The sequence below is a fragment of the Chryseobacterium arachidis genome (assembly GCF_900129245.1).
Classification (GTDB): domain Bacteria; phylum Bacteroidota; class Bacteroidia; order Flavobacteriales; family Weeksellaceae; genus Chryseobacterium; species Chryseobacterium arachidis.
Genome location: NZ_FQUT01000004.1, coordinates 149,164 through 163,676 on the forward strand (window position 1 = coordinate 149,164; position 14,513 = coordinate 163,676).

Annotated in this window: 12 protein-coding genes; 3 read left to right on the forward strand and 9 right to left on the reverse strand. The window is 36.2% G+C overall.

All coding sequences use genetic code 11. The features are described 5' to 3' along the window. Positions 1 to 6 precede the first annotated feature (6 nt). Positions 7 to 576 carry a thioredoxin family protein gene (locus BUA89_RS09285; protein ID WP_072956194.1) on the reverse strand — a complete coding sequence of 190 codons (570 nt, stop codon included), beginning with the start codon at positions 574 to 576 and terminating at the stop codon, positions 7 to 9. 79 nt (positions 577 to 655) lie between these two features. Between BUA89_RS09285 and BUA89_RS09290 the strand changes: the two genes are divergently transcribed. From BUA89_RS09290 to BUA89_RS09300, 3 genes are read left to right on the forward strand one after another with little or no spacing between them, the layout of a single operon-like run. Then, a complete protein-coding gene (locus BUA89_RS09290; protein ID WP_072956197.1) occupies positions 656 to 1,540 on the forward strand; it encodes a lysophospholipid acyltransferase family protein in 885 nt (294 codons plus the stop codon). A 6-nt stretch (positions 1,541 to 1,546) separates the two neighbouring features. Further along, on the forward strand, positions 1,547 to 2,527 hold the full coding sequence (locus BUA89_RS09295) for a glycosyltransferase family 2 protein (RefSeq protein ID WP_072956201.1): 981 nt from the start codon (positions 1,547 to 1,549) through the stop codon (positions 2,525 to 2,527). 49 nt (positions 2,528 to 2,576) lie between these two features. After that, the gene (locus BUA89_RS09300) at positions 2,577 to 3,131 is read left to right on the forward strand and encodes a 3'-5' exonuclease (protein WP_072956204.1); all 555 of its coding nucleotides are present in this window, start codon (positions 2,577 to 2,579) and stop codon (positions 3,129 to 3,131) included. A 132-nt stretch (positions 3,132 to 3,263) separates the two neighbouring features. Here BUA89_RS09300 and apaG read toward each other — a convergent pair whose 3' ends face one another. The 8 genes from apaG to glgB form a co-directional block, all read right to left on the reverse strand. Next, positions 3,264 to 3,638, reverse strand: coding sequence for a Co2+/Mg2+ efflux protein ApaG (apaG, locus tag BUA89_RS09305; protein ID WP_228420545.1), 375 nt, complete (start codon positions 3,636 to 3,638; stop codon positions 3,264 to 3,266). 97 nt (positions 3,639 to 3,735) lie between these two features. Further along, positions 3,736 to 5,001, reverse strand: coding sequence for a 2-oxoglutarate dehydrogenase complex dihydrolipoyllysine-residue succinyltransferase (gene odhB / locus BUA89_RS09310; protein WP_072956210.1), 1,266 nt, complete (start codon positions 4,999 to 5,001; stop codon positions 3,736 to 3,738). Positions 5,002 to 5,123: 122 nt separating this feature from the next. After that, positions 5,124 to 7,937 carry a 2-oxoglutarate dehydrogenase E1 component gene (locus BUA89_RS09315; protein WP_072956213.1) on the reverse strand — a complete coding sequence of 938 codons (2,814 nt, stop codon included), beginning with the start codon at positions 7,935 to 7,937 and terminating at the stop codon, positions 5,124 to 5,126. Between the two features lie 124 nt (positions 7,938 to 8,061). Further along, the gene (locus tag BUA89_RS09320; RefSeq protein ID WP_072956216.1) at positions 8,062 to 9,102 is read right to left on the reverse strand and encodes an SRPBCC domain-containing protein; all 1,041 of its coding nucleotides are present in this window, start codon (positions 9,100 to 9,102) and stop codon (positions 8,062 to 8,064) included. 185 nt (positions 9,103 to 9,287) lie between these two features. Beyond that, positions 9,288 to 10,556: a glucose-1-phosphate adenylyltransferase gene (locus BUA89_RS09325; protein WP_072956219.1), complete on the reverse strand. Its 1,269-nt coding sequence runs from the start codon at positions 10,554 to 10,556 to the stop codon at positions 9,288 to 9,290. A 16-nt stretch (positions 10,557 to 10,572) separates the two neighbouring features. After that, positions 10,573 to 11,112 carry an FEKKY domain-containing protein gene (locus BUA89_RS09330; RefSeq protein WP_072956222.1) on the reverse strand — a complete coding sequence of 180 codons (540 nt, stop codon included), beginning with the start codon at positions 11,110 to 11,112 and terminating at the stop codon, positions 10,573 to 10,575. Between the two features lies 1 nt (position 11,113). Beyond that, positions 11,114 to 12,520 (reverse strand): glycogen synthase, encoded by a 1,407-nt coding sequence (locus BUA89_RS09335; RefSeq protein ID WP_072956225.1) that lies wholly within the window; start codon positions 12,518 to 12,520, stop codon positions 11,114 to 11,116. 9 nt (positions 12,521 to 12,529) lie between these two features. Next, entirely contained in the window at positions 12,530 to 14,476 is a 1,947-nt protein-coding gene (gene glgB / locus BUA89_RS09340) for a 1,4-alpha-glucan branching protein GlgB (RefSeq protein WP_072956228.1), read from the reverse strand. Positions 14,477 to 14,513 lie beyond the last annotated feature (37 nt).

Below are 14,513 nucleotides of genomic sequence, written 5' to 3' on the forward strand. Positions count from 1 at the left end.
TAATTTTTATGATTTTGGACTCCAAACATTGAAGAACTCTTTTACTTTTCCAAGATTGTATCCTTTTCCTTCTTCCAGAACATCACTTTGCTGAACATGAATCATTTTACCATTCTGATCCAGAATAATGAAAACAGGATAGCCGAACTTTGTACCCGGATCTCCATACTTTGCGAAAATCTTTTCGTTTTTATTTTCTGGGGAATAATTCAGGTGATAATATTCGTAATTTTCATCTACCAGTTTTTTCAGTTCAGGAGTCGTCTGTACAAACTGATTAAATCTTAAACACCAGATGCACCAGTTCCCACCCGCCTGAATCATGATATTTTTCTTTTCTTTTTTTGCCTTTACAATCAAAGCCTGAATATCTTTTTCTGCATCAGCTTGTGGATTGTATGGTTTCGGTAACTTTACTTTTTCCTCCGCTGCTTTTTTCTTTGCATCAAGCTCTGCATGATCAGTTTTCACCAACAAAGCCTTATCCGTTTCTCTTGCATTAGGTTTATCTTTCAAGTCCTGGGAAAAGCCTAAAAAGCCTAATCCCAGAAAAGCTGTTAATAATAATTTTTTCATAATATAAAAATAAAAAAATAATACTATTTGCAAGCAAAAATAGAACCATAATTTTATTATCCGTAAATTTGCCTGTTTTATGAATTTCCTTATCAAAATATTATATCTAATTTCTAAACTTCCGCTGAAAATTTTATACATTTTTTCAGATATAATTTTCTTTCTGAATTATTATATCGTAGGATATAGAAAAAACGTTATTACGCAAAATTTAAAAAACTCTTTTCCTGAAAAATCAGATGAAGAGATCAATAAAATCAAAAAAAAGTTTTACCGCAACTTTTCCGATTATCTGGTTGAAACTGTAAAATCTTTCAGTATTTCTGAAACAGAATCAAGAGTAAGGATGCAGCATATTAACCAAGAGGTTTTTCATCAGGCTAAAGCTGAAGGTAAAAATGTGATTATGCTGGCAGGGCATGTTTTCAATTGGGAGTGGATTAACGTTTTAGCAAAAGTTATCCCTCAGGACCATTGTCATCCTGTGTACAGAAAGGTAAACAGTGAGTTTTGGGAAAATCAGATGAAACGCGTACGAAACAATTTCGGAAACGAAGCTCTGGAAGCCAAAGAAGTTATTTTAAATATTTTCAGGTCTAAAAATGACGGCAGTTCTGCATACATGTTTGTGGCAGACCAGACACCACACTCTTCCAAAATCACTTACGGACTGGAATTTCTGAATCAGAGAACACCTGTTTTTATCGGATATGACAAATTAGCTACCAGAATGGATCTTGCCTTTGTTTACTGTGAAATGAAGAAGGTAAAACGTGGTTATTACCAGGTAAATTACCACAGAATCTACCCTGACGGAGAAAAATTTACAGAACATGAAGTGGTGAAAAAATTCCATAAGTTACTGGAAAATACCTTACACAAATATCCTGATAACTACCTTTGGTCACACAGAAAATGGAAATATCAGGATTCGATTAAAAGTTTTGATTCAGAAAAAATATAGATTCTCATGTCGAAAAAGTTAGCAGTTGCGATCTTAAACTGGAATGGAAAAAGCTGGCTGGAAAAATTTCTTCCCAGTGTCGTTCAGTTTTCTCAGGAAGCGGATATTTATGTAATTGATAATCTTTCCACTGACAATTCTATAGAATTTCTTCAAACTCAGTTTCCAACCGTAAATATCATTAGAAACGATAAAAATTACGGTTTTGCAGGAGGTTATAACGAAGGTTTAAAAGAAATTAAAAACGAATTTTATTGCCTTCTGAATTCTGATGTGGAAGTTACCGAAAACTGGATTGGATCTGTTTTAAATTTATTTGAAAAAGATTCATCGATTTCAGCCATTCAGCCTAAAATTTTATCATTCAACAATAAAAATTATTTTGAATTTGCCGGAGCCGGAGGTGGATTAATCGACAATCTGGGTTATCCTTATTGCAGAGGAAGAGTTTTCGACGATCTGGAAGAGGATAAAGGTCAATACGATGATGAAACAGAAATTTTCTGGGCTTCAGGATGCTGTTTTTTTATCCGTTCAAAAGATTTTTGGGAACAGCAGGGTTTTGATGAAAGGTTTTTTGCCCATCAGGAAGAAATCGATCTTTGCTGGAGATTAATCAATTCTGGAAAAAAGATATTTTATACTGGAAAATCAAAAGTTTATCATGTTGGTGGTGGAACTTTAAATAAACAAAGCGCTCAGAAAACTTATTTAAATATCAGAAATAATCTTTCAATGATGCTGAAAAATTTACCTTTTCCTAAGCTGATTGGATTGATATTTTTCAGATTATGTTTAGATGGCATAGCTTCATTTTATTTTGCATATAAAAACGGGATCTCACATCTTTGGGCTGTTGCAAGAGGACATTTTGGATTTTATGCACAGCTTCCTGAAACTATCAAGCGCCGTCAAAAGTATCAAAAATCAGAGTATTACCAAACCAGATGGCTTATTTTCAGGCATTTTTTAGGAAAAAAGAAATAGCTTTATAGATGTAATGTAAACTTTGAACTAAAAACATTAAACACAGTCAATGGATTTTTGTGCAATAGATTTCGAAACAGCGACACACGAGAGAAATTCTGCGTGCGAACTGGGTGTTTGCATTGTGCAGGATTCTAAAATTGTTGATACAAAAACATGGCTGATAAAACCGCCGAGTTTTCCTTATTTCAGTCCGTTTAATGTGAATGTTCATGGAATTTTTCCTGATGACGTGAAAGACGCTCCTACTTTCGATGAAATCTGGTATGAAGTGGAAGAAATGATGTACGGGACATTGATGATTGCTCACAATGCAGGTTTTGATGCTGGAGTTTTGCGAGGCTGTCTCAATCATTACGGAATGTTTACGCCAAAATTGAACTATTTATGCAGCATTCAATTAGCTAAAAAATCATGGAACTATTTGCCTAAATATGGATTAAAACATTTGGCTGAATATCATCAGATCAAATTTAACCATCACAGAGCAGGTGCTGATGCAGAGGTTTGTGCCAAAATATCTCTCTTAGCCTTTGAAAAATTGTTTCTCACAAGCAATGAAGAAGTTTCCGAGTATATGAAACTGAAGATAAAAAAATTGTGATTTGTGGTTTTTCCCAACGGATTTTTGATTGAGCTTTTGTATTCACTTATATTCTCCCGCTGATTTTTTTTTAGATTGCGTAGATATTTAAGAATATTTTTAATTTAAAATAATCTTTTAGCTCTTTTTAAATTAATTGCTCAATACTTCAGATAACAAGTTAAACTTAGGAATATCTATTTCAAAATTTTCCTGTGTCTCCATGTTTTTAACCAGGTATTTTCCGCTCATATTTCCTACTCCGGAACGAAGCATTACATTGGAGAAATAAGCGAAATTTTCACCCGTTGCAATTTCCGGCGTTAATCCGATTACTCCATCACCGATAATTTCTGTATATCCAAAACCAACGTCGAAAATTAACCATTTTCTTTTAAGGATTTTTATAGGAAAACTTCCGTCATTTTCGATGGTAATGTTGTATTTGAAAACGTGTCTGTTTTCAGAAGGATAACTGTTTTTACTATCATATTCAGGTATTACTGAAACTTTGATATTTGAGGTCATTTTTGAGAACATCATCTTAGTATTTATTATACAGGATACAAAAATCTCGCCTTTTTGAGGCGAGATTTAAAATTTATATTATAATTTTCTTAAAATATTATAATCCAAGACCTTTTCTTTCGTCTCCTCCCAATAAGATCTCTACCGGATTGTCGATACCTTCTTTTACCGCAACAAGGAATCCTACAGATTCTTTTCCGTCGATAATTCTGTGATCGTAAGACATTGCAACATACATCATTGGACGAATAACAACCTGTCCGTCCACCGCAACCGGTCTCTGGATAATGTTGTGCATACCCAAGATTGCAGATTGAGGAGGATTAATGATCGGCGTAGACATCATAGATCCGAAAGTACCACCGTTTGTAATGGTGAAAGTACCGCCCGTCATTTCGTCAACTGTAATTTTTCCGTCTCTTACTTTAATAGCTAAATCTTTAATGTTAGCTTCAACGCTTGCAAAAGACATGTTTTCAGCATTTCTCAATACAGGAACCATTAATCCTTTAGGACCTGAAACCGCAATTGAAATATCGCAGAAATCGTAGTTTACTTTGAAGTCTCCGTCGATCGATGCATTTACATCCGGATACATCTGTAATGCTCTAGTAACCGCTTTTGTGAAGAAAGACATGAAACCAAGTCCTACTCCATGTCTTTGAGCGAATTCTTCTTTATATTGTTTTCTTAGTCTAAAGATCTCAGACATGTCAACCTCGTTGAAAGTAGTTAACATCGCTGTTTCGTTCTTTACAGAAACTAATCTCTGAGCAATTTTTCTTCTAAGAACTGAAAGTTTAGTTGTTGTAGTAGATCTTGAACCTGTAGCCGTAACCGGATTTCCTCCAAATGCAGGAACAGCCGCCAATTCAGCATCAGACTTAGAGATTCTTCCGTCTCTCCCAGAACCTGAAACCTGAGAAGCATCGATACCTTTTTCGTCAAGAATCTTCTTCGCTGCAGGAGACGGAGCACCTGTTGCATAAGTTTGAGTTGCAGCAGCTGCTACTGGCTGAGCAGCAGGTTTTGGAGCTTCCTGTTTAGCCGGTTCAGCCGCTTTCGGAGCCTCCTCTTGTTTTGGAACTTCCGCAGCTGGAGCAGCACTACCCGCAGGTTTTGCAGCATCCATATCGATTAAACAAACCACTTGTCCTACCTGTACCACGTCACCTTCTTCAGCTTTCAAAGTGATAACACCACTTTGTTCAGCAGGCAATTCAAGAGTCGCTTTATCTGAATCTACTTCAGCGATGGGTTGATCTTTTTCTACATAATCACCATCTTTCACAAGCCAAGTTGCAATTTCAACTTCTGTAATTGACTCGCCCGGTGAAGGAACTTTCATTTCTAAAACTGACATATCGTATTTTTTATTTTTTAAATGATTATTATTTCTTTTTTAGACTTTAAGAAAATAGATGAAAGATAAAAGACTTTTAAAATGCTAATTTCTAACCTCTCGTTTCTAATTTCTATTTTTAATTAAGCTGTTACAGGTCTTTTTACCGGAGCATCGTTTCTGTCAAACACTCTGTTGATTACTGCATTTTGATTTTTTTCAAACATTTTGTGACTTCCCGGAGCCGGAGCACCGCTTGGGACAGGAGCTACCACCTGAATTCCTGTATCTCTGAAGTTTCTTAAGATATAAGACCAAGCACCCATGTTTTCCGGTTCTTCCTGAGCCCAAACAATTTCTTTTCTGTTTGAATATTTTTCGAAGATCGTGTCGATGGCATCAGTTTGAAGAGGGTATAATTGCTCGAATCTTACCAATGCAATATTTTCAGCATTCAATTCTTCTTTTTTAGCCAATAATTCGAAGTACAATTTACCTGAACAAAGTACTAATTTTTCAACTTTTGCAGGATCTGCAGTAGGATCGTCTAAGATTGGCTGGAATCCTTTGTTAGAGAAATCTTCAAGCGGAGAAACCACTCTCGGATGTCTTAATAATGATTTTGGACTCATTACAATTAACGGCTTTCTGAATGACCATTTCAACTGTCTTCTTAGCAAGTGGAAATAGTTGGCAGGAGAAGTAATATTTGCAACCACCATATTTTCGTTAGCACAAAGTGTTAAGAATCTTTCCAGTCTTGCGGAAGAGTGTTCTGCTCCCTGTCCTTCCGAACCGTGAGGCAACAACATAACCAAACCATCCTGAATTTTCCATTTTTCTTCTGCAGCCGCTAAATATTGGTCAACGATAATCTGAGCACCGTTCACGAAATCTCCGAACTGAGCTTCCCAGATCGTTAAAGTATTAGGAGATGCCATCGCATAACCATAATCGAAACCAAGAACTCCGTACTCAGAAAGGTGAGAATTGAAGACATCAAATCTGCTTTCAGAAACATGTCTTAATGGGATATATTCTTCTTCAGTATCTTCAGTTTTTACCACTGCGTGTCTGTGAGAGAAAGTACCTCTTTCCACATCTTCTCCTGAAATTCTTACGTTGTGGCCTTCAACAAGAAGCGTTGCGTACGCCAACCACTCTCCAAGAGCCCAATCTAAATTATTGCCCTCGATCGCTTTAATTCTGTTTTCGAAAAGTCTTGTGATTTTATTTAAGAACTTTTTATCAGCCGGAAGTGTAGACATTTTAATGGCCAATTCTTTCAACTTCTCTAAGTCATATTTTGTATCAACAGTTTCCTGAACCGCTCCTCTTTTTCCAATAGGATAATTCGTCCAGTCATCTGCCATGAAAACATCCATTACGTTCTTTTCAATTTCTTTTGAAGCATCAAAATCTTTATCTAAAAGAGCTTTGAAATCAGCTTCCATTTTAGCAATAAGATCATTTGATACAACGCTGTCTTTCAACAACTGATCTTTATAGATCTCTCTTGGATTTGGGTGCTTAGAAATTGTTTTATATAAATTAGGCTGAGTAAATCTTGGTTCATCCCCTTCGTTATGACCATATTTTCTATATCCTAATAAATCGATGTAAACATCTTTACCAAACTTAGCTCTGAAATCAGCTGCAAAATGGATCGCGTGAACAACCGCTTCTGCATCATCCGCATTTACGTGCATTACAGGAGATTCTGTAACTTTTGCAACATCTGTACAGTATGTAGAAGATCTCGCATCCATATAGTTAGTTGTAAATGAAACCTGGTTATTTACCACGATATGAACTGTACCTCCTGTTCTGTAACCTTCTAGAGTCATCATCTGAGCCACTTCGTAAGCGATACCTTGTCCGGCAATCGCCCCGTCACCATGAATAATGATTGGTAAAACTTTAGAATAATCTTTATACTTATCATCCACTTTAGCGCGGCAAATTCCTTCTACAAGAGCAGCAACCGTTTCAAGGTGAGACGGGTTCGGAGTTAGATTAATCGCAACCTCCTCTCCTGAAGCCGTTTTGATTTTTTTAGATGAACCTAAGTGATATTTAACGTCACCGGAGAATACATCCTCTTCGAATTCCTTTCCTTCAAATTCTGAGAAAATCTGCTTGTAAGATTTCCCGAAAATATTAGTCAGAACATTTAATCTTCCTCTGTGAGCCATTCCCAACACAACTTCATCTACGCCTAACTGAGAAGATCTTGAAATCAACTGATCCAATGCAGGAATCAACGTTTCACCACCTTCCAAAGAGAATCTTTTCTGACCAACAAATTTTGTGTGAAGATAGTTTTCAAACGCTACCGCCTGATTTAATTTTAATAAAATTTCAGTTTTTTCATTCGCTGAAAGATTTGGGTGGTTTTCATTCACCTGAAGCCACTGCTTGATAAAATCTTTTTCTTCAACGTTGTTGATGTGCATGTATTCTACACCGATAGAATCACAGTAAATGTTTTCTAAATGCGTGATCAGTTCCTGTAAAGTTGCAGGACCTTTCATCCCTGTTTCAACAGCGCAATTGAATTTTGTATTTAAATCTGACTTATCAAGACCGAAGTTTTCGATATCCAAAGTCGGAGTATAATGTCTTCTTTCTCTGATCGGGTTTGTTTTTGTGAACAAATGCCCTCTCGTTCTGTAAGCCTCGATAAGGTTTACTACCTTAAATTCTTTCTTGATATGTTCAGGAACTTCACCGTTTGAAGCCGCCTGAGTTGCCTGCTGTACTACCGGAGCAGCAACAGCCGGAGCCTGAATATATTGGATGTTATCGTCATCACCGTAGTTCTCCAACGCAAAATCGAAGCCTTGAAAGAAAGCTTTCCATGATGGTTCTAAAGAGTCCGGGAATTTTAAATACTGTTGGTATAAATCCTCAATTAACTGAGAATGAGCTGCGTTTAGGAATGAAAATCTGTCCATTATTACAGTGTATCTGTTATTAAAATTTGTTTGTAGAATTAATCTTCAAATTTAATAAAAAAAACCGAGTTAAAACAGCCTTTAAACTATTAAAAAAACTATAAAAGAAATAAATTTATTGAATTTACTTAAATACTGATAATGAGAGCTTCATATTCACCGGTTGATCCTCCATAGGGCGCTCTATGAAAGTCTGACGAATGTCATTAAATCTCATCTCATCTTTCTTTGCTTTCTGGATTAATTGTTGTATAGCCTTCACCCTTCCTTCATAACTTCCTTTGTAATACATAATGTAATTTTGGGTAGGAGCCTGCGTTCTGAAGCTGAAATTATTATCGGTAACCCCAAACTTTTTAGACAAAGGAATCCCCAGATAATAAGACACTTCTTTATCTTTGTAATTATCGGCATCTGTAATCAAAGTCGGAAAGCCGAATTCGTCGTCTTTCTTGCCCAGATCCATTGTTGTATAATTATAAATTTTGTTATAATTCATCACAATATTCTTGTAGAGTGCATCTTTCTTGTTGGAGGTACTTACGTTAATCCCCAATAATAATTTTTCCTCATCCTTTTCAACCATTAGGCTGTCGTATTTTATAGCCGCCATCTGATTGTCTTTTTCCACTTTATTGCCTAAAACATTGCTAAGGTTTACCATGCTTTTATTAATGTTTTCGGCAAACCGGTCTTCAGTCCAAAAATTTTCAACCCTTCTTAAAACAGATAATTTTGGGGTGTGAACGATCCATGTAATTTTTGTTCTTTCCGCAGAAACGGCTTTAAATTTAACATCAACCATTGTCGGACTTTCATTTTTGTCTTCAAAAAGCTGATATCTCAAAGTTTTGTTGGGATTTTCGTAACGGATGAACATTTCCCCACCCGTATCATTTTTAGGATCTACATAACTGATAGAACTCCCCTGCCCTTCATAAGGCGTATAATAATCAATATCAATGGATTGGGAGCTTGTAAAGAAATTATTCCATCGTGTAAAATGCTGTAGGTTATTAAATTGTGAAAAGACTTTTTCCAAAGGATAATCAACCTCCTTTTCAATCTTAAAATCCTTACTTTCATCCACAAAATAGTACATCGAAGCCGCGTAAGCTCCAATCAACAACACAATAAATACCGCTATGATCTTAAAAAAACGCATCGCACAAATGTATAGAAAATAACAAAAGTGACCAATATATTGATCACTCTGTTTTAATTATTTTTAGTTTCAGGATGAAGGAATACGTGATGGAAGTTTGGTACTTTTCCATTTAATTTTTTTTAAAATTTTAATTAAAATCAAACTCCTTAAACTTTCCTCTTCCAGCTTCATACTTCTACTTTTTAGCCGATATGAGTTCCCGCCTTTAAAACGGCTCCTTTTTTAACAACAATAATCCCGTCCTGAACCGAATGTGTCCCGTAATCTCCGTCCTGAAGATGTTTTCCACCGATAATCCTTACATTGTCTCCGATATAACAGTTCTTATCTAAAATTGCTTTTTCGATGTAGCAGTACTTTCCGATTCCCATATTAGGCTGGCCATTTCTGTCATTCATAACAATTTCTGTGGTATCCTGATAGAAATCTGCTCCCATCACATAAGAATTAACGATCGTACTGCCTTTATCAACACGCGTTCTGTTCCCGATTACCGAATTTTCGATCTTATCTGCCATAATGATACATCCGTCCCCTAAAACTGCTTTACTCACATAAGATCCGTTAATTTTGGATGGCGGAAGCATTCTTGCTCTGGTATAAATTGGTGAAGATGAAAACAGATTAAACTGAGGAAAATCCTGACAAAGATCCAGATTCGCTTCGTAGAAAGACTCTATCGTTCCGATATCTGTCCAATATCCTTCGTACTGATAACTCAATGTTGTATATTTTCCGATAGAGTTTGGAATGATATCTTTTCCGAAATCGTCACCAGCTCCTTCATCAAACATTTTTTTAAGAATACTTTTCGTAAAGATGTAAATTCCCATCGATGCTAAATATTCTTTTCCTGCATGCTTATTTTCTTCGGAAACTTCAGATTTTAAGCCATCCAAAAGATCATAATTTGGTTTTTCTACGAAAGAAGTAATGTTTCCTTCATCATCAGAACTTAAAATTCCGAAACCGGTAGCATCTTTTGCATTTACAGGAATAGTTGCAATCGTCACATCACCCCCTTTTTCAATATGAAAATCCAGCATTTCCCTGAAATCCATCTGGTACAATTGATCTCCGGAAAGAATTAAAATATAGTCATAATCATACTTTTCCAGATGTTTCATCGACTGACGAACGGCATCTGCCGTTCCCTGATACCAGCTTTCGTTTTCAACATTTTGTTCTGCAGCCAAAATATCAACAAAACCTTTGCTGAAAATATCGAAATGGTAAGAGTTTTTAATATGAGAATTTAAAGAAGCTGAATTAAACTGTGTTAGAACCAGGATTTTGTTCAGTCCTGAGTTTAAACAATTTGAAATAGGAATATCTACCAACCTGTATTTTCCAGCGATAGGCACTGCCGGCTTCGATCTTGTATACGTTAGCGGGAACAATCTTGTTCCTCTACCCCCTCCTAAAACAATGGAAATTACATTGCGATTCATAAGTTTATCTTGCGTTTTATTTTATTAAGTTTACTGTTCTCTCTTTAGTGTTTACCTGTACTGAAAAACATTCTTTATTTTCAGCTTTTAATTTTTGATTATAAACTACAACTTTATACAAACCTTCATCCAATTCCTTTACATTTTTATCTACATCATCAATCTCTATATCATTTTTCTTCAGCTCGTTTCTGAATAATTTATTGGTGATTAAAACATCCATTACCTCGACCTGATTCATCGCAAAATGGCTGAGATCATTCTCATATTTTGTACGCCAATCTTTTCCGTATCTTTTCTCTAATGCCGCAAATGTTTTCTGATTTTCTGTTTTTATACTGTCCATCAGTTTTTCTGTTACCACACATCCTGCAACATCGACATGTTTAATTTTCCATTTATCTATAATTCCAGCTTGTAGTTTTTCTCTTTCCATATTTGAAAATCCAAAGCCAAGAATTCTATAATAACCATCTTCATGAATCATTGTTTCCTCTTTCGTTTCGCACGAAAAAGTTAATATGACTATGAACAACAAAGACAGTTTTTTCAGCATTTTAATTCTTATATAAAGCTATATATTTTTCCGCTGATTTTTCCCATGCAAAATCAAAATTCATGTTCGCGTGAATCAGATTTTCCATTTCTTCTTTTTGATTATAAACCAATAGTGCCCTGTTTATTGCATGGATAATATCATCAACTCCCGGAAATGTAAAATTAATTCCTGCTCCGCCTGTCGATATATCTTCCACCGTATCTCTTAATCCTCCCGTATATCGAACAATCGGAACTGTTCCATAACGCATCGAGTACATCTGATTCAGACCACAAGGCTCCACTCTGGAAGGCATCAGCAAAAAATCCGCCGAAGCGTAAATTTTATGGGAAAGATATTCTTTATACCCTAAATCCAATGCAAAATTGGTGTAGATATAATCGTATTCTTTCAGTTTATTTTCAATATAAGAATTCCCTGAACCTAAAATCATGATATTTAAAGCTCCGTAACTCTGTTTAATACTTCTCCAAACTACGTCCGGAAGAAAATCTGCCCCTTTTTCTGTTGCAAATCTTCCGATAAAGGCAAACAAAGGAAGTTCCGGCTTTAAGCCATATTCTTTACAAAGTTTTTCTTTATTCTTCTTCTTCTGAGCAATGGCATTTTTAATATTAAAATTAAAATCCAACATCGGATCTGTTTCAGGGTTCCAAACCTCCGTATCAATTCCGTTGATAATTCCATATGCTTTTCCAAACTCATCCCGAACCAGACTTTCAAGCCCTCTGAAACTTACAAAAAGTTCTTCAAGATACCCTTGAGAAACCGTTGTGAAAGCCGTTGCGCATTTAATCATACTTGCCAACGGATTTATATATCCGTTCCAATCCATTAAGCCCCACTTGTATTGATCGAAAGACGGCATATAGTTCGCCATATCCCAACTCATCATCCCCTGATATTCGCCGTTGTGGATCGTTCCTATGGTTTTTACACCTTTTAAGAACTTAAATTCCGGACAATATTCTATCATAAAAGGAACCAATCCTGTATGGTAATCGTGGCAATGCAGAATATCAGGACGAATTTCCATTGCGCTCAGCCAATGCAAAGCCCCATGCTGAAAGGCCAGAAACTGAAAACTTTCGTCTTCATAGCCGTAAGGATTATCACGATCCAAAAGCCCGGGAATTTTTACCATGTATAACTCAAAGCCCAAAGCGTTTGATTTCTCCTTCAAAACCTGTACCTGAAGCATATTCGGTCCCTGATGAATGAAGCCATCAAAAACCATGTCAAACTCATGATCGTAAACAAAAGATTTATTGTACCAGGGCATAACCACCTTCGCATCAATGTCTTTTATTTTGTTCTGATATTTGGGCAAAGCACCCACCACATCTGCCAGACCTCCTACTTTTGCAACCGGATAACACTCCGTACTTAGATGATAAACTACCATTTTCCCTTTTTATCTTTTGTGTTGTTTGATTCTATTTTGCTTATATTTTTTATCTTTCTTCTTTAAGATAATTCCGGCAAGCGGTGGCAATTTTATGCTGATCGATTTCTGATGCCTCATGTAATCTCCATACTGTTCGTCAAAAATTTCAGGTTTCACGCCACTGCCGGCATATCTTTCATCATCAGAATTAAAAACAATCTCCCAATGACTTCCGGCACTTACACCGATTTTATAATCAATGACTCTCGGTGTTAAATTTAAAACAACCATGAAAACGTCATCTTTCTTTTTTCCCTTTCTTAAATATACAAAAACCGAATTTTCCAGATCATCCGCTTCTACCCATTCAAACCCTTCTTTATTGAATTGATTTTCGTAAAAAGCCGTTTCATATCTGTAAATATGGTTCAAATCTTTCACCAAATTCTGCAAACCTTTATGAACAGGATATTCCAGCAAATGCCAGTCCAGGCCTTTTTTAAAATTCCACTCACTTGTTTGCCCGAATTCGTCCCCCATGAACAGTAATTTTGCTCCCGGATGCGTAAACATATAAACATATAATGCGCGAAGATTTGCAAATTTCTGCCATTCATCACCGGGCATTTTATAAATTAAGCTTGCTTTTCCGTGTACCACTTCGTCGTGTGACAAAGGCATCATGTAATTTTCATTATACATATACATTGACGCAAAAGTCAATTTATGATGATGAAATTTCCTATTAAACGGATCTACCTTAAAATAATCCAAAGTATCGTGCATCCAGCCCATCATCCATTTCATTCCGAAACCGACACCACCGTCATGAACAGGCTTCGTGAGCATCGGAAAATCTGAGCTTTCTTCCGCAATTGTGATGATATTATCTCCGAATTCTTTATAAACCGCTGTATTAAAATCCTGCAAAAAAGCCTTCGCTTCGAGATTTACATTGTTTCCGTAAATATTGGGTTCCCATTCTCCTTCATTTCGCGAATAATCGAGATGAAGCATGGAAGTTACCGCATCCACCCGCAATCCGTCGGCATGATAACGTTCCAGCCAAAACATCGCGTTGGAAATCAAAAATGATTTCACCTCATTTCTTCCGTAATTGAAAATGTGCGACTTCCAATCCGGGTGAAAACCTTTTCTAGGATCTTCATGTTCGTATAAATAAGAACCGTCAAATCTGTGTAAACCGTTTGCATCACCCGGAAAATGCGAAGGAACCCAATCTAAAATCACGCCAATCTCGTTTTGATGAAGTTCATCAATCAAAAACATTAAATCCTGCGGTGAGCCAAAACGTGAAGTCGCAGCATAAAATCCGGTAATCTGGTATCCCCAGCTCGGATCATAAGGATATTCCATCACAGGCATAAACTCTACATGAGTAAAACCCATTTCTTTTATGTAAGGAATAAGATTTTTAGCGATATCACGATAATTGAGAAATTTTTCAGGATCATCATCTTCTCTCAGCCACGAACCCAAATGCAGTTCGTAAACAGAAATCGGAACGTTTAAGCTGTTTTTTTTCCAACGATTCTGAAACCATTCTTTATCATTCCATTCATACCAGGTTGTAGAAACCAGCGAGGCCGCCTGAATATTCTGCTCCCAGCTTAAAGCATAAGGGTCACTTTTTTCCAGAATTTCTCCACCGGGAGTTTCCACAGCATATTTGTACAAGGTTCCCCAGGTGAGTCCTGCAATAAAACCTTCCCAGATCCCGGATTCATCCCATCGGGGAAACAAAATATGATCTTTATGATTCCAATTGTTAAAATTGCCAATAACCGAAACTTTTTTGGCGTTGGGAGCCCAAACTGAAAAATAAACACCTTTTACTCCGTCTTTTTCAGCGGAATGTGCACCAAATTTATCATACAGCTTATAATGTTTACCTTCTTTAAAAAGATAAATATCATGATCCGTAAAAAGTGTATATGTTTTAACCGAATTCATCACGGTTTTGATTTAATTTTTATATTTTCTCTGAAAC